The following is a 16,750-nucleotide window of genomic DNA, read 5'->3' as shown; positions in this document are numbered from 1 at the left end:
TGACGGCTTACACCGTCACTCGCATTTTTCCTGTTAGTAATTGTTGCATTAATCCTTTTTTCAGTTGAAGGTATTTCTCTTTTTCTTGTTCGTAGCTTTCGATCTGTTCGTCTACCGACGAAAGGATCGCGGCGATTTTTTGTTGTTCTTGAAGTAAAGGGACAGGGAATTTTACATCTCTAAAAGTTGTCGCATTCAATTTAAAATTCACCTGCATTGATGTATCTTTAAGAAACGCTCCTATTTCTTTGTAGAAATTAATTAAGTAATAATAAAACTGTTTATCCGCTATCTCATTAAGCCTAATTCGTAATATGAAAGAAGCATACGTGTACTCACCTTCTAATGAAAAAATAGCAGTCTTACCAACATGATTTTGACTACCTGATCTCCAATTAGGGCTTGCTGAACATATTGCCTTTTAGGCCACAGAGGCTGACGGCACAGATTCAGCAACAGTCTGAAAATCGGCAAAAAGAGAACGCGCAGCTTGCGTTCGAGATTCATAACAAGCAGTTGCAGAGCAATGACCGTTTCGCTTGTCTCTCGAAGGCGTGCTCGAATACGCCCCAGTCCGTAGGAGCGTTTGCCTTCTCCGAATTTTCCTTCGATCGCGTTACGCGTTGAAGCATCCTGTCTGGCCTGGTTCCGTTCTGGTTCCGCTTCTTTCTTCGGACGTCCTAAGTTTGGACCACTCAGACGGATGCCGTGCTCCTTACAATAGCGAAGGTTCTCCCGGTTTCGGTAGATTTGGTCGGCTAGAATGGCTTCCGGATAACACCCATATCGCTGGACGAACGACTCCACGGAAGCTTTCAGTGTCATGCTTTCGTTGAAGTTATCCCAGGACAGCTTCTCCATCCGAGCGTAACCATCCACCAGACTGATCGCCAGCTTTGCTCCAAACTCGACGGGAGCATTCACTTTCCCGCGGACAATCGGCCGTACATGCGGTTGGGAAAGACTGACGATTCGATCTTCCACCGAGTGTGTCCGTTTGTCGTACATCTCTTGCTGTTGACGATACAGCTCGGAAATGACGAGCAATTGCCGATACTGCTGCGAACCCAGTTGATTCAAGCTGCTTTTCGCTGCCAGCATTTCGATGATGCCAAGATTACGCGAAACATAACGAAGCTGTTTGCCAACCGCTTTCCGGATGGCTTTGGCACCCGTTCGCCGTTTCTTGGCGATCTCGAGGTAGCGTTTGCGGGCGGTTTGACGATACGTTCTCGGTTTCTTGGCCTTCCCGACGAAAGGCTCGTGCAGAACATTGATGATCGCTTCGAGTTTTTCCCGCGCCTCGTTCAATAATTTCAAATCGGTCGGATACGAGATGTCGGCCGGTGCGCAGGTCGCGTCGAGCATCAAGGTGCCTTTGTTGCATGGTTTCTCTTTGCTTTTGCCGTCTTCATTAACGGATGTTCCATCAGAGCCATGGCCGCTGCCTGGAGGATCTTGAGGATCGCTCTTGTTTTGTTCCTGCTTCTTTCGCTCTGCGTCCTCTTCCAAAATCCAATCGTTGATTCGTTCAATGACATCCGCACCCAATCGCTTGCGGAAATGGGTCAACAGCGAGTGATGGAACGGAGGCTTATCTTGGAACGCCGGCAGCCCAAGGAAGTACTGGTAGTACGGATTTTCGGTGATCTGCTGGACCGTCTCTCGATCATCGAGCTGCATACGTTCCTGAATGTACAGCGCTCCCAAAGCCATACGAACAGACAAGGGGATCTGGCCGCGCATTGATTTCTTGAACGACTTCGCGTAGAATTCTTCTGCCCGCCACCACGGGATGATAGCGGCCAGTTGAACCCAACGGTTCTCCTTATTTAATTTACCGCCAAACGGCAAGTAGAAATCTTCGAACAACTGAAGCTGGCTTTCGGTTCTACGATACATGTTGGTTCACTCCACGTGCACGATTTTTTGCAAGAAATTCGCATTTTCCTTGCATTTTATTTCGAGTTAGAGTCCAGAAATCCTTGTAAAACCTTAGAAAAATGATTGTTCAGCAAGCCCCAATTAAATAATAGGTCACCTACATTCAATTTAAATCTCTCTTGGTTTTTACGCTCAATATAAACCAATTTAGATGTATCAAGTTTACCATCAAGACCAATGTTTGCACCTGTAATTATAGGTATACCTATATTATGATCTGTATTTTGAGATACTGCTTCAGAAATACCATAATCAATCATGGCTAGTTCCCCGATTTTCTTTACTTCCCACTCAACAGGAATTTCACCAAGCTCTGTCTTCTTAAATTCTCTATGCCCAATGCCCTTTGTCAGTAATTTCTGCATTAACCCTTTTTTAAGCTCTTTTGTTTTTTCAATCAGTTTTTCTGTATTCTCAATCTGCTCATCAACTTTCGAAAGAATCTCGGCGATTTTTTGTTGTTCGATAAGTGGTGGCACAGGTAGTTTAAATTCTCTTAGTTGTTCCAATCGAATGCCTTTTACTGTTGAACCAGATCCCATACTCTTAATTAAGTCTTTTTTATGCAAATACCAGTATAAGAAGTAACATTTATTTACTTTATGCTCATTTAAATAAAGTGCCTTTAAATCTTGATTTATTGTGATTTCTCGAGTATTAACAAACCCTTTTCCTAACGCAATCCTTGTTGCAATTATTACGTTGTTAGCTTCTATTAAATTCGTAGTGCTATCTTTTATAGCATTTTCATTTATATATTCTTGCGACTCCCCCATATAGAAGGATCCATCCATATCTTTTACGGTAAACCATGGTATAGTTCCTACATAATAGTCTGGAATATCTCTTGATGGGGTGCCTCCACCTACAATTTTATCTACCACTCCATCTATATAAGTTGAACTATTGAACCATTCAACTAGAACCTAATACACAGGCGATCAATAATGGACCATGGAGATTTCATGATCTCGTTCATAAACTGCAGGACATTCTTGCGAATATCGGCAACCGTGTGATAGAACACATTGTTAATGACATCGGACTTCAGCCATTTCCATAGCCCTTCAACAATATTGAGTTGAGGGCTGTAAGGGGGCAGGAAAACAAGTTCAAGCCGCCTTTTCATTTCGTCCAAAAACGGCCGGAGCAGCTTGGCATGATGAATGCGAGCATTATCTAACACGATGACGATTTTGCCTGCAGGATAGTGAGCAACAACCTTTTGGAGAAAACTCAAAAAGGTCTCGGCTGTGTATTGCTCGTCTTCCTGCCAAACCACCTTGCCGGTGGAATAGTCAAGCGTGGCCAGCAGCTTGACTCCACGGTGTTTGCCTGCCGTTCGAATCATTCGCTGTTTGCCCCTAAGAAACCATGTTTTTTGAATGGCTTGGTAGTCACGGATCATGGACTCATCTTCAAATAGCAAATGGTCGATCTCATCATTCATCAGTCTTTTTTTAACGCAGGAAAAATGGTTTCCGAGAACTGGCGTTGCTTCTCCTCGTCTGCTGCAGCTAAAGTGTATGTCGGTTTGGTGTAGCTTAACCCTTGGCGGTGCATCATCTTCGAGACCCCGCGAAGCGAATACGTTTGCCCAAATTCACGCTTAATAAAGGCTGCAATCAGTTCCAGCGTCCAGTTATGGCGAGCGGTAAAGCCCACCTCATGAGGAACACAATGAGCTATGGTCTGCTTCAGCTTTTCCTGCTGCTCTTTTGTTAAGCGAACAGGCGCGCCCGGCGAATGATTCATTTGCAGTCCGGAAAGTCCGCCCTGATCATAAGCCTTGATATATGCCTTTACCGTTTGAACGCTTCGGTCCAACGTATGGGCAATCTCTTTTACCGGAGCCCCTTGGAGATGTAAATATAATGCCTGGTAGCGCTCGTACATTCGGCGATCCTTTGCTTTTCTCATGGCTTGCTTCACTTCGTCAAGCTTCGTTGGGTTTTCCATGTTCTACTCCCTACCTGTCTTTTTGTGGTCCTTTATTCATTCGACATGCAGGTATGAAATTCCTTACCATAATTCTCTAAAACTTTAATTCAATTTATATAGTTTATCAACTTCCCACTCAACCGGAATCTCCCCAAGCTCTGTCATCTTATATCCTTCACGAACCCGTTTCATGCTCATTACACTTCACCCAACCCTAGCTCACGAAGATAGCCGTTAAGTCTAGCTTTAATTTCGGTTTGTTTGCTTTCCAATTCTGATATTTCCGCAATAACGGACCCCAAATCGACTTGCTCTTCCTCTTCGGATTTATCAATATACCGCGTAATGTTTAAGTTAAAGTCATTAGTTTTTATTTCCTCTAACGAAACCACGCGTGCGTATTTTTCAACATCTTCGTAGGCATCGAACGCAGCTACAATCTTGGAGATATCCTCATCCCGCAACGTATTCTGATTCTTGCCTTCCTGATAGCCATCCTCTGCTGCAATAAACAATACTTTACCTTTACGTTCCGTAGCCTTGTTACGATTGAAGATTAGTACACAAGCAGGAATACCTGTCCCATAGAAAAGGTTCGCAGGCAGCCCGATTACAGCTTCCAACAAATCTGACTCTAACAAGCCTTGGCGAATCTTGCCTTCTGCTCCACCGCGGAAAAGGACGCCGTGAGGCATAACAACGCCACATATGCCATCTGCTTTAAGCGAAGCAATCATATGCTGAATAAATGCGTAATCGCCTGCATTTTTGGGTGGAATGCCGTATTGGAAACGGCCATATACGTCATTCTCCGCGACTTCGCGCCCCCATTCTTTCAATGAAAACGGCGGATTGGCAATAACGCGATCAAACAACATGATTTCCCCGTCTTCTACCAACTTCGGCTCACGAATGGTATCTCCTTTTTCAATACGTGGATCTGGAAGGTTGTGCAGAAGCAGGTTCATCTTGGCAATCGCCCAAGTTCCCAGGTTCTTCTCTTGCCCATACAATGATAACGATAGGGGATTACCATTATGTTCCTTTACATAATCAACGGATTGTATAAGCATCCCGCCGGAACCGCAAGTCGGGTCATACACGCGCATGCCATCCTGCGGCTTAATGAGCTTCACGATCAGTTCTACTACTTTAGAAGGCGTATAGAACTCTCCGCCCTTCTTCCCGGCATCATCGGCGAACATTTTAATCAGGTATTCGTATGCCCGGCCGAGCATATCCGGCTCAGACAAGTTATCATTGCGGAGATTCAACTCCGAGAAGTGCTGCAATAAACGTTGCAATACGCTATCTGTCAGCACTTCTTTCCGGTTAAAGTCGATCGGTGTAAGTACGCCTTCCAATGTCACATTCTCATTTTCCAGCGCTTCAAACGCCACATTGATCGCGGAACCAATATCGCTGGCATGCTTGCGAACTTCTTCCCAGCGAGCTGCTTCCGGTACGTAGAATTGATATTGTGAGTGGTCGTCTACAAGTAGCTGTCCAATTTTTCCATGTTCTTCAATAAGCGCTTGCCGCTTTTCATCGAATACATCGCTCAATCGTTTCAAGAAAAGCAGTCCGAATATATAGTTTTTATAGTCGCTGGAATCAATCGAGCCTCGCAAAATGTCGGCGGATTTCCATAGATGGGATTCTAATTCTTGTTGTGTCAACTGACTCATTGGTTGCTATTCCCCCAGTTTGTTCTGTTTATTCATATATATATCAGTCTTCGACTTGCTTCTCAAAAGCTTGTTCGATAAGGAACATGATGTAATCCAGCTCCTCGTGTGAGGAAATCCCTATCTCTACATCCCCATTGCCCCAACGTCCAAGATTGGTCACATCCTTGCATATTCCACGCGGGTCATTAATTTCATGAAAGGCAAGATTCAGGCTTAACCGCAATCGGCTCTTCTGCGGAACAATGTCTACAAAATTAGTAGTGGCTTTATACGCAATGTACAGTTTCTTGAATTCCTCACGGATTGAATTATCCAAATTGCAAATTCTTGTTCGCAATTGTTCAAACAACTTTAACATGTCCCCCTGAAGGTATTCCGCATGATCGGCAAGCGAATAGATTTTATCTTTTTCAGTTCCTTTTTTAGTATACTTCACCAATACGTCAGCATCTAGATGAGGTAGTTTCCACACATAGCGTGCCTGTTCTGCCAATGATATTGCGCGCTTACGAATCTCTGCTTCGTTCCAGGTATGTAATTGCGCTAACTCACGATTCAATCGAAGTGGACTATCGGCGAATCCTCCTGCTTGATCACGCTTGACCTTAAACGGCTTATCGCTTAATTCTGAATTATAGCGTGTTAAGGTTAGATTACCAATCGTATGCAGATACGTTTTATGAACCTCTTCCCAATTGGAACCGAGCTCTTGTCTCCACTCGGACGAAAGGTTCTCATTTTGAGGCATGATATGTTCGATTGTGTAGCTCTCAATATTGACGATCTCTTTCCGGTTATCATTCTCCAGCTTGCGAAGCAAATAATTGCGATTCCGGAAGTTATAAATATCTTTCACAACGAATTCTCGTGTAAACTCCTCGTCGTTAGGCATTCGTTTATATGAATTTTTTAGCAAAAATGCAGCCTGTATGCTCTCGAAATAGTGATCTTCATCGATTTCCTTGCTTAACGTTGCAAAAGTCTTATTTAATGAGCTAGGCGGGACTCCGCAAATGGATCGCCGAAACACGTAGGATTCAACTAACCGAAGAATCGATATTAATTCTTGTTTGTCAATCTTATTCGCTGCATAATCATCATACACTTCAAGCAAGAACGGATAAGATACCTCTACTCGTAATGCATTGATGTCTTTTAGAGCCTCGGTAATTTCTTTGTCAGGGTCTTGTTGAAAGTTCAGAATGGCAAAATATTTAGAATATCGATAAATATCTTTTACAATTTCATGAAGACTTCTTCCCTCTTGGCTGTAGACGAATGATTTGAAATCTGCATATACATTGTTTTTGTTAGGAATACGCCCTGTCTTCAGGGTTAAATAGTCTCGTATAAAACGATCGAACACCTCAGTATCAGCCGTTCCAAAGGCCTGCTCCATGGGAAACCAGTAGTTTTCGTAAAGCTCGTTCTGCTCCTTAGGTTCCAATCCCATCAATACATAATTGCGAATCAAGTCTGCCTGTGACAGATCAAGACCGGTAGAATTCAAGCTTTCAAATATGAGTTGCGGATTATCGTGGTCACGATCAAGCGAGATATCGACAACAATTAATTTCGTAAGCCCATGGAATAAGGCGCTTAGGCTCATATTCACTTTTCTTATCTCGTCCAAAAAGTAATGATAATTCTCTATGATACGTTGTGATGGTACAGTAGGCAATTCTTTGTCCTCAATGAGGCGAATTAACGTTTCTTTGTCCGTTTGAGTCAATACTAATTTATGAAACAAATCGCCTTCTTCTTCGTTGTTAACCAAATAGTAATTGATAAGCTTCTTTTTCGTCATTTCGAAGTCTTCGTTCCGCTCTTCTAGTACCTTCGCAAAAGCTTTGAGCAATAGCGTTAGTGTAGTCAGCCGCTGTTGTCCATCGATCACAAGTAGCTGAGGGATGGAGGAGATTTGAAATATTCCTTTTTCTACATATACGACTGAGCCAATAAAATGTCCTTTCATGTTCTCATCATGTGCCGCTCTCATAATATCGTTCCACAATTGTTTGCATTGATTGATGGTCCAACTATATTTTCGTTGGTATATCGGAATGATAAATTGCTTCGTTCCTTGCAAAAACTTCAGAAAATTGGTTTCCGAAGCCTTCATGGTTACTCACCTCATCCTAGAATTGTCATCCAGATGCTCTTAGTTCAATAGTACCATAAATTAAATCCCCCACCCTAAATAAAAACTGCCGCTCAATGAGGAGCGACAGGAAATATGTGCTTCTTCAATTTATCAGATCTCCCATCACCCCAACTCCATCTCCGGCAGTTCGTCGAGAGCCGCCGGGGCCGTCTTTGGGAGGACAAGCTGGCCGTTGGCACGGACCAGGGTGTAGTATTCGTAGTCGCCGATGACGGTGAAGTCGCCGTCCATGACCCCGGGGTAGGCGCGGTTCACGGAGTAGATCTGGCTCCGGTAGGCCTGCAGGGCCCGCCCTTTGTGCTGGCGGAAGCCGCGGATATCGGCCCGCGCCGTGATCGGGCAGGTCTGGGGCGGGCCGGAGTCCGGGCAATGGTCATAGTAATGAGGGATCGAGATATAGTAGAATAATGGCTTCCTTCCCTCCGGGTAATGCGCCTCGGCCCGTTCGACCGCTGTCTCCGTAGCCCGGGAGATCGCGATATGATCGGGATGTCCTGTCACCCCGTCCGGCGGAAACGTAATAATGATCTCTGGCCTTCGTTCGACAATCGTGGACTGAATCCGATGCGCCAGCGCGAGTAAATCAAGCGACTTCAGCTCGCCGTCCGGATACCGGTACAGCACGAGCTCGGCGACACCGAGGATGGAGCAGGCGTTCCGCAGCTCCTGTTCCCGGTACCGTGCCAATTCTTCGCGTGAAGCGAATCGGAATTCGCCCGACCTCCCCTTGCATCCTGAAGTGGCGCACGCGAGAATGACGTCGTGGCCCGCACTGCTCAGCCTCGCTATCGTCCCTGCGGCGGCAAAGGATTCATCGTCGGGATGGGCGAACACGAAGAGCCATCTTGTCTTCATTTCCCTTCCGCCTCCCGCCGTTCATCGGTTGCTCGCATGAATGGAGCAGCGCTTAACGTTATCATTGGCGTTTTCCCCTCCCCTTTATCTCTAAATAAGATAATCCCATGGCAACAACGCCGTAAATCGGCTCCCGGCGTGCCTCGTTCCATTGGACATGCGGAGCGTACGCTTCGATCCGGCGCATCAGCGCTTCCCGGACGTAACTTTCATGCTGCAGCACGCCGCCCTGCATAATCGCCACAAAGGGGTCGCGGTGGAATGACAAATGACGAATCACCGCGGCTGCGGCGTAAAACAACTCCTCAGCGGCTGCCATTAATATCCGCTGCGCTTCCTTATCCCCGGCGGAGGCCGCCTGGCCGACGGCGCGGGAAAGCCGGCTAACGGTATCAATGGATTAGGCTGACCCGTATATCCAGTCGAACAACTCCTCTTCCCGCTCCATGCCTAAATACGGCAGCACCCATTCCTTAAGCCTCGTGTCTGCTCCCCTTCCGTCATAAGCCCTCAGAATCGCCAGCGCCGCCTGCTTGCCGATCCAATAGCCGCTGCCTTCGTCGCCGACACGGTGGCCCCAGCCGCCCGCCCTCGTCGTCCTTCCGTGCCCGTCGATGCCGTATATAATCGAGCCGGTTCCGGAAATCACCAATATCCCCGGCTGACCGCCGGTCGCGCCGAGGAGGGCGGCATAACCGTCGTTCTCCACGATCAGGTGCCCGGCTTGAAGGGGCAGCAGCGCGAGCGCCTCCTGCACCAATCCGGTGACGGCGCGCCTGTCGGACTCGGTATCCAGGCCGGCCAGGGCGAATACGGCACATTCGACTTCCACATTCGCTTCCCCTTCATTCGCATCCGGTATGACAGGACATCCGCTGCTCCGCTCCAGATCCGCGATCGCTTCGCGGATCGCCGCCGCCAGCTCGCGGATCGCTCCCTCTGTCCCGCTGCCATGGTAATTGGACGGGCCGCCTTGGCCCCGTCCGAGCAAATGGCCCTGCCTATCCGTAAAGACGGCAAGGGATTTCGTCCCCCCGCCGTCGACGGCCAGCAGGGGGATGCGGCGTACCGCCATCAAGTACCACTCCACTCCAGGATGACTTCGTCCAAATGCCGCATCGCCCGCCGAATCTTGTCCTGCGCCTGCCCAACCCATTTCACATGCGCCTGCTGCTCATTCATCCGAATTCCGATCATGCGCTTCACTTCCTTCGGGCTCGGCCCTCCAGGCAGCGAACGAATATCCACAAAATGCGCGGGGTCGAGCGCCTCGCCCAGCGTTTCTTCGCTAAGCGTCGTATCTCGCCCGATATGGCGCCGCGCGCTCTCGTTGACGAGAGAAAGCGTAATCTGATCGGCCGCCATTCCTTGCGCCAAGGCCTGCCGCACCACGTCGCTGACGATATGATGGGCCTTGCGGAACGACAAGCCATCCGTTCGGACAAGGGTATCCGCCAGTTCGGTCACCGTGGCGAAGCTTCCCTGGGTACGCTGGCGCAGCACCTCCTTGTTCACATCCATCGTGCCGATGACGGCGGCGAACAGGCGGTAGATGCTGTCCATCATGCCGAGGCTTTTCCAGGCATAAGGCTGCATGTCGTCCTCGGTGTCCACGATGTCGCCGAACGGCGTATTGTGGATCATCGTCAGTACCGTGTTCGTATTGCCTACGCAGCTCGACAGCAGGGCGCGCATATGCTCGAACGAGACGGGATTGCGCTTCTGCGGCATGATGGAGCTGATCTGCACATACGGGGCCGCCACATGCAGCGCGCCGAACTCCTGCGTGCACCACAGCAGCATATCTTGAACGACCCGGCCCAGATTGATCGCCGCGAGTTGCACGGCCGTCGCGATCTCGCCCAGGTAATCGGCCCCGCCGATGGCGTCATAGGAATTATCGATAAGTTCGTCAAAAGCAAGCAGCTCCATCATCTGCTCCCGGCTAATCGCGAAGCCCGATGTCGTGAGCGCCGCCGCGCCCATGCTGCTGCGGTTGCAATTGGCGTAGGACGCCATCATGCGCCGAATGTCCCGGTTGAGCGAATCGGCGACCGCCATCATGTAATGCGCAAGTGTCGTCGGCTGCGCCTGCTGCGTATGCGTGTAGCCGATCATCAGCGTGCCGGTGTGGTCGCTGGCGAACAGCAACAACTGCTCCTTCAGCTTCAGCGCGGAAGCCAGCGTCACGAGCAGCTTCTCCCGCAGCACCATCCGGTAGATCGCGATGCCCATGTCATTCCGGCTGCGCGCCAGATGCAGATTGCCGGCGATTTCGCCTGCATGCTCCAGCAGTTGATGCTCGACCTGGAAGAACAAATCCTCGAACTGCCCGGTATAACTGGCTTGGCGCAGCGCCTCCGTGTCGATGGCCCGAATCGCGCTCGCGATTCGCTTCGCTTCGTCAAGCGACACCAACTGCTGCCGCTGCAGCATGATAAGATGGGCCTTGTTGATCGCCATCATCGGACCGAGCAAATGGGTTTTCGCTTCATTAAAAGCAGGCTCCAGCACCACCTCCGCGTACGTTTTGCCAGGGAATGAAGTTCCTTCCGCTTCCATCCATTTTTCACGATATCCCATAGCGCAAATATCACTCCTTCTTCTTGTCTGTTCTCCTCGCCAGCCACTCCTGGATGAGCAAGTTCATATTGCGGCTCGCTTCCTCCACGATGATTTGCCCCGCCTCAAGGGAGCACTGCCGGATGCGGCCCGTATAGCCGTCCCAGCCTTGCGGAGTTCCTTCCACCAATACATAGGGCACAGGAGATAAGGGAGAACCTGCTTCGAATTCCAGGTCCGATTCCTGTACGGTTACCATTTCCGGGCGAAATGCCTTGACAGCGGACATTTCATACGGCCCCCCATGCCCCCGGCCAGCCGTTCCTTGAAAAAGCCCCATCCGCTGCGTGAACTCGACGCTCGCCATCTGCCACCAGTTGATCAGAAGGAAGCTGGCGTCAGGATAGGTGCCGGTTACATGCTCCGCTACGGTGCGGGCCGGCCCCATATTGGCATCGTGGGTGTTCAGCAGCACGATATGGCGGATGCCGAGCCGGCATATGCCTTCGGCGACATCGGCGAGATAGTCGATAAAGACTGTGGGGCGAACTCGAAGCGTGCCCGGATAATGCCGGGTCTTGCCGGGACAGGCCGAGTACGGAATGTCCGGATAGATCAAAGGATGCAGGGAAGGGTCAATCCTCTCCGCGAAGCTCGCCGCCAGGATCGTATCCGTTCCGAGCGGAGCGTGCGGACCATGATATTCCACTGAGCCCAACGGAACGACGGCGAACTGCGCCTTCCTTGTCACTTGCTCGATGTCCCGCCCGTGAACTTCGATTGCCTTCAATGCTTGCACCTCCTCATGCGAGCGAAAATGGGAGAGGGCCCCGAAGGGGGCGAAAAGCTGGAGCTTTTCACTTCCGCAACGAAAATTGTTCGTGATGCCGTCTTATACGGTATCCGTTCGGGTTGGCGGCTTATGCTGCCGTCTTGTCTCGGTATCCGTTCGGGTTGACGGCTCACGCTCCGTCTTTTCACGCAAATCCATTCGGGTTGACGGCTCACGCTCCGTCTTTTCACGCAAATCCATTCGGGTTGACGGCTCACGCTCCGTCCTTTCACGGTAATCCGTCCGGGGCCCTCGCCGATGATGCTATGCTGCGCAGATAGCCGTTACAGGTTGGCGACTATCAGACATTATCACGCAGCGATCGGGCAGTGTTCAGAGTAGCATATTGCGATTGCGTGTACCGCCTTCTTATTGATGCTGGCTAATCATATTGACGAACATCCGCATGGAGCCCGGAACGAGCGCCGGAATCTGGAGGTACCAGACCAGGGAGCTGTACGTATACACCCCTTTGCCGTAAGGCGCGGTCAGGAACGTGCCCGTGAACTCCTTCTCCCCCGGGTCGCCGTTCGAGATGAGCGCCGTATACTCCTTGCCCCATTTCGACGGATTGTAGGCGGAGCGGTCTTGAATCCAGCCGCGCCAATCCTGATCTGTAATCTTGTTCGGCGTGTTGAACATCGGGTGATCCGGGGCCAGCATCGTCACCTTCGAATTCTCGTCCGTGACGCGCCACTGAATGAGCGGCGTTCCGATCGTAATCGGATACGGAGCCAGCTCCGGCGACCATTTGTCCTCCGGCTTATGATATTGAACGACCAGGTTGCCGCCGTCCTTGACATAGCTGAGCAGGCGCTGATTGCTCGGAATCAATTCCGGGCGGAAGGCGTATGCGCGAATGCCGAGCACGATCGTGTCGTATTGGGACAGATCGCCGGATTCGATATCCTTCGCATCCAGGTTGACGACATCCACGCCCGCCTGGCGCAAATATTGGTCGATGTTGTCAAACCCGCTGGACACGTAGCCGACCTTTAATTGGTCCGGCACCTTCAGGTCGAAGGCCTGGATGGTGAGCTCCGCCGGCTGCACCAGGTACGTCCTGCCGATATGCGGGTATTCGATGACCTGAGCCCCATGTGTGCTGAGCACGGTGCCGTTCTTCGCGATCGCCTTCACGGAAAAGGTGCCCGGCGCCACGTTCGATGCCGCCTTGACCGTAAATGCGGCCGATTTCGTTTCGCCTTTGGCAGCGAAGCTTAGCTCTTCGACGGCCGGCTCGGCCGTCCAGCCCTCCGGCACGTTCAACGACACTGACGCCTTGGAAGCGCCCGGCGTGTAGTTGCGCACGGTCACCTTCACCGGAATCGGCTCTCCCGCCCGGAGCGTATTCAGAATCGTGGCGCTTGGGCTAAGCGTCAGCGAGTACGGCGGGAGAACAGCCACGGCGTTCTGCGGGGCAACATCCAGCGTCGTGGCCGTGCCGTACGCCTCATATTCGACCTTCCCCTGGAACACCGGACGGTCATAAGGCTTGAACAGCGGCGCGTTCGCGGGGACCGTCACCTCGAAGACGGTGGATGCCGTCTCGTTGTAGCCCAATTGCTCGAAGCGGGCCGCTCCGGCCGGAGCGGCCTTCCAGCCTGGGGGGATGCGAAGGCTCAAGTTAACGTTGCGCAGGATCGTTGATCCGCCGTTGAAGGCCGAGACAACGACCTTCGTCGTCTGGCCCGCCACCAGCTCGCTCTCGGCCGGCTTGACCTTCGCCACCACGGACGCCGCTTCCATGCTGGCCTGATTCAACTGTGCTTCCTTGACCTGAAGCCGGTGAAGCAAATCCTCCTTGGCTGCCGCCTCCAGACCGGATGCTTTGACATCAGCCAGCGCGGTCTCCACATCGGCTTTCATCTTATGAAACTGCTTCAGGACGCCGGAAAAACTTGGATAGGCGGCAACGACTTCATTCGCGTCCTTATGCAAGGCGCGCAAATCACGGGCGACCTTGCCGTCTTTGCCCTTCGCCTCGATTTGTTGTGCCAAATCCTCAAAGGTGAAGGCGATGCCATCGAAGAAGTCATTCTCTTTCACCTTCGATGCGACCGTGCTTAGCTCGAGCTTGTAATACTTGCTGAACAGCTCCCCTTGCACGGGGCCTTCGTCGTACACCCTGCCCATGCCCTGGCTTCGGTGCATGAAGCGGGATTCTTCCCCAAGCTGAAGATACGACGCGCCGTAGATTTCATCGTAGTCGCCAACCGGCGCATTCACGCTGTAATCCTTGGAATTGGCCGGCACGTACAGCTTCTTGATTTGCCAGGGTTGAAGCCCCTTTTTCAGATGTTCAGGAAAAATGTCCGGATTCGCCGCATCCTTGAACGCCCTGACGGTAAGCACGTTGATCGTGCGGTGATGTCCATGCGTGGAGGCTTCGTTCAAGAACGAAGGAATGATGACATCCGGGCGGAGCTCGCGAATTTTTCGAATCAAGCGCTCGTAGACGACGGAGTCGCCCCATTTGTCCAGCGTCTCCTCCACGCTCTTCGAAAAGCCGAAATCGTAGATCGGATCGTCCAGCTTCTCGCCAAGCATGCCTAACGTCACGTTAGTGATGCGGGATGCTTCCTGCAGCTCACGGGTCCGAATGACGCCGAGGGCCTGCCCCAGCTCGCTCCCGATCTCGTTCTGTCCGCCTTCCCCTCTGACCGCGATGACGCTGGAGGTGCTCACGCCTCGCCCCAAGGACAGGTAAGCCAAGGTCGCGCTGTGCTCATCATCGGGGTGAGCCCCCGTGTTCATGGCGCTCGCGATCGTCGTCAATGGCCGAATCGCCTTCCATAGATCGGCGACCCCGCGATCCGCAAACGCGGGTTGGGCTTGAGCGGACAGCAGGGCGCTGCCCGCCAACACCACGCTCATGACCAGGGAACAGAACTTCGAAGCTGACTTGCCTCTGATCATCAAATCCCTCCTCTAATGGTGGAATGCTTTGCAGCAGGGAATGGCCCGTTCCCCGCTGCATATCATCACGTGGATCGCGAACCCCTAGGTGTTCCCACGAAATGACCGACCGTTACATAGCTGTGCTGTCCCCCGTTATTTTGCGCGATACGAAGAGCACGATGATGATCAAGGAAATTTGCAGCACGCCGTACGCGCAAGCCGTCCCGAATTCAAATGAATACATCCGCTGAAAAATTTCGACGGATAACGGAGTGCTTTTGGCGGTAAAGAGCAAAATGGAAGATACGAATTCCCCGATGCCCTGCACGAACGCGAGCAGGGTTCCCGCCAAAATCCCGCTTAACGCCATCGGGAACACGACCCGGCGGAAGCTGTACCACCACGATGCGCCCAGATTGCGCGCCGCCTCCTCGACCGATGCGTCCATCTGGACCAAGGTGGCTGAGGTGGACCGGAACACTAACGGCAAATGGCGGACGAAATACGCCAACGGAAGTATCCAAAAGCTGCCGATGAGCACCTGATTGAAGCTGAATACGGTAGGCTCGCTGAAGGCGGCGATCAGGTTGACCGCGACGACCGTGCCGGGCAAGGCCCACGGAAGCATAATCAGCGCGTCAAGCAGCGTTTTGCCCCGGAAGGACAAGCGCACCATCGCATAAGCGGCAGCGACACCGAAGATCACATTGCCGATGGTGGCCACGAAGCTCATCTGGAAGCTGTTCGCAATCGGCCGCCACGTTTTGCTGTCGGTGAACAGCTTGACGTAATGCTCCACTGTATATTCGGGAGGCAAAATTTGCGTCGTCCACCTGCCGTCCGCCGAGAACGAACTCAGAACGAGCACGAGAATCGGAAGCAGCAGCACGATCACGCCTGCGACAGACAGGAGCATAGCGACATATTTGCCCGCGGCGCTCTTCACTTCCGTCCGATGCACGCTGACCCCCTTGCTCATGTTCTGGTAATTGCGCAGGCCCTGATACCAGCGCATGACGAGCAGGAACACGATCGACACGACTGACAGGATGGTAGACTGCGCTGCCGCCATATCGAGATTGCCGTTCGTTCGAGACAAATAAATCTGCATCGTCATCGTCCGCTCAATGCCGAAAATAAGCGGAGCCGTATAGGAAGCCATCGCGATCATGAACACGAGCAGCGACGAGGCGACCAAGGCCGGGGTCAGCATCGGCAGAATGACGCGCCGCCATATGTAGACCCTTCCCGCGCCGAGACTGGCCGCCGCCTCTTCCAGCGACGGGTCGAGATTGCGGATCGCCGACGATGCCGTCATGTAAAAGTACGTGTACATCGTGAACGTATGGACGACGAGCACGCCCCAGATGCCTTTTAACGCAAACGGCACCTGTTCAAGCTGAAGCAGCTCCTTGAGCGCCCGTGGAATAATGCCGCTTTCCCCATAGAGAAACGTAAACGACAGCACGCCGACGAGCGGCGGCAAGGCCATCGGCACGAGCACGAGGACGGCCAGGATTTTGCGGCCGGGGAACTCGTAGCGTTCCAGTAAAAAGGCCATCGCAACGCCGACAATCGCGCAGGTGATTACGCTTAGCACCGAAATATAAATGCTGGTCCAGAGCGCTTCCAGATTGGAGGTATGCTCCAGGCTAAAAAAGCGGGCATAGTTTTGAAGCGAGAGTTGAGCCTCTGCCTGAATACTTTGCATAAACGTTTGGAACAGCGGATATACGACATAAGCCAACAGCACCAGAAACAAGGGCGCGACCAAGACATAGACAAAATACGGCGACTGCGTAATGGAAAAGGGTCTGAATGGAGCAGTCCCCGGTTTTATGTTCCGTTTCGGTATCATCG

At 51.6% G+C, this 16,750-nt stretch carries 13 protein-coding genes; all 13 read right to left on the bottom strand.

Annotated features, from left to right (window positions below):
* Positions 1–7: 7 nt before the first annotated feature.
* The 13 genes from OCY70_RS17400 to OCY70_RS17345 all read right to left on the bottom strand — a co-directional run bounded on the left by OCY70_RS17400 (position 8) and on the right by OCY70_RS17345 (position 16,748).
* Positions 8–316, bottom strand: coding sequence for a restriction endonuclease subunit S (locus OCY70_RS17400; protein ID WP_249725554.1), 309 nt, complete (start codon positions 314–316; stop codon positions 8–10).
* Positions 317–342: 26 nt separating this feature from the next.
* Positions 343–1,902, bottom strand: coding sequence for an IS5 family transposase (locus OCY70_RS17395; RefSeq protein ID WP_390905276.1), 1,560 nt, complete (start codon positions 1,900–1,902; stop codon positions 343–345).
* 56 nt (positions 1,903–1,958) lie between these two features.
* Complete coding sequence (locus OCY70_RS17390; RefSeq protein ID WP_213431531.1) at positions 1,959–2,828, bottom strand: restriction endonuclease subunit S; 870 nt, start codon at positions 2,826–2,828, stop codon at positions 1,959–1,961.
* 35 nt (positions 2,829–2,863) lie between these two features.
* A protein-coding gene (locus OCY70_RS17385; RefSeq protein WP_213431522.1) for an IS630 family transposase occupies positions 2,864–3,903 on the bottom strand; the annotation gives its coding sequence in 2 pieces (ribosomal slippage) (positions 2,864–3,397 and positions 3,400–3,903; 1,038 coding nt in all).
* 179 nt (positions 3,904–4,082) lie between these two features.
* Complete coding sequence (locus tag OCY70_RS17380) at positions 4,083–5,573, bottom strand: type I restriction-modification system subunit M (RefSeq protein ID WP_213429734.1); 1,491 nt, start codon at positions 5,571–5,573, stop codon at positions 4,083–4,085.
* A 43-nt stretch (positions 5,574–5,616) separates the two neighbouring features.
* Positions 5,617–7,698 (bottom strand): DUF262 and DUF1524 domain-containing protein, encoded by a 2,082-nt coding sequence (locus OCY70_RS17375; RefSeq protein ID WP_213429735.1) that lies wholly within the window; start codon positions 7,696–7,698, stop codon positions 5,617–5,619.
* Between the two features lie 144 nt (positions 7,699–7,842).
* Positions 7,843–8,595 (bottom strand): PIG-L deacetylase family protein, encoded by a 753-nt coding sequence (locus tag OCY70_RS17370; protein ID WP_213429736.1) that lies wholly within the window; start codon positions 8,593–8,595, stop codon positions 7,843–7,845.
* Between the two features lie 61 nt (positions 8,596–8,656).
* Positions 8,657–8,914 (bottom strand): hypothetical protein, encoded by a 258-nt coding sequence (locus OCY70_RS35770; protein ID WP_306433959.1) that lies wholly within the window; start codon positions 8,912–8,914, stop codon positions 8,657–8,659.
* Positions 8,915–8,995: 81 nt separating this feature from the next.
* Positions 8,996–9,670 carry an N-acetylglucosamine kinase gene (locus OCY70_RS17365; protein ID WP_306433960.1) on the bottom strand — a complete coding sequence of 225 codons (675 nt, stop codon included), beginning with the start codon at positions 9,668–9,670 and terminating at the stop codon, positions 8,996–8,998.
* Complete coding sequence (gene argH / locus OCY70_RS17360; protein WP_213429737.1) at positions 9,670–11,178, bottom strand: argininosuccinate lyase; 1,509 nt, start codon at positions 11,176–11,178, stop codon at positions 9,670–9,672. The genes OCY70_RS17365 and argH overlap by 1 nt, the downstream gene beginning before the upstream one ends.
* Positions 11,179–11,188: 10 nt before the next feature.
* A complete protein-coding gene (locus tag OCY70_RS17355; protein WP_261945002.1) occupies positions 11,189–11,956 on the bottom strand; it encodes a creatininase family protein in 768 nt (255 codons plus the stop codon).
* 402 nt (positions 11,957–12,358) lie between these two features.
* A complete protein-coding gene (locus OCY70_RS17350) occupies positions 12,359–14,908 on the bottom strand; it encodes an NEW3 domain-containing protein (RefSeq protein ID WP_261945001.1) in 2,550 nt (849 codons plus the stop codon).
* Between the two features lie 112 nt (positions 14,909–15,020).
* On the bottom strand, positions 15,021–16,748 hold the full coding sequence (locus OCY70_RS17345; RefSeq protein WP_213429741.1) for an ABC transporter permease: 1,728 nt from the start codon (positions 16,746–16,748) through the stop codon (positions 15,021–15,023).
* Positions 16,749–16,750 lie beyond the last annotated feature (2 nt).

Source organism: Paenibacillus melissococcoides (assembly GCA_944800085.1).
In the GTDB taxonomy this organism is placed as follows: Bacteria; Bacillota; Bacilli; order Paenibacillales; family Paenibacillaceae; genus Paenibacillus_B; species Paenibacillus_B melissococcoides.
Note: the sequence above shows the minus strand (reverse complement) of the source record. Positions and strands in the feature narration are given on the sequence as shown.

Excerpts from the sequence above, each read along its gene's own strand:
- OCY70_RS17395 (WP_390905276.1), bottom strand. The coding sequence starts at position 1,902 with ATGTATCGTAGAACCGAAAGCCAGCTTCAGTTGTTCGAAGATTTCTAC.
- OCY70_RS17380 (WP_213429734.1), bottom strand. The coding sequence starts at position 5,573 with ATGAGTCAGTTGACACAACAAGAATTAGAATCCCATCTATGGAAATCC.
- OCY70_RS17375 (WP_213429735.1), bottom strand. The coding sequence starts at position 7,698 with ATGAAGGCTTCGGAAACCAATTTTCTGAAGTTTTTGCAAGGAACGAAG.
- OCY70_RS17370 (WP_213429736.1), bottom strand. The coding sequence starts at position 8,595 with ATGAAGACAAGATGGCTCTTCGTGTTCGCCCATCCCGACGATGAATCC.
- OCY70_RS35770 (WP_306433959.1), bottom strand. The coding sequence starts at position 8,914 with ATGGCAGCCGCTGAGGAGTTGTTTTACGCCGCAGCCGCGGTGATTCGT.
- OCY70_RS17365 (WP_306433960.1), bottom strand. The coding sequence starts at position 9,670 with ATGGCGGTACGCCGCATCCCCCTGCTGGCCGTCGACGGCGGGGGGACG.
- argH (WP_213429737.1), bottom strand. The coding sequence starts at position 11,178 with ATGGGATATCGTGAAAAATGGATGGAAGCGGAAGGAACTTCATTCCCT.
- OCY70_RS17350 (WP_261945001.1), bottom strand. The coding sequence starts at position 14,908 with ATGATCAGAGGCAAGTCAGCTTCGAAGTTCTGTTCCCTGGTCATGAGC.
- OCY70_RS17345 (WP_213429741.1), bottom strand. The coding sequence starts at position 16,748 with ATGATACCGAAACGGAACATAAAACCGGGGACTGCTCCATTCAGACCC.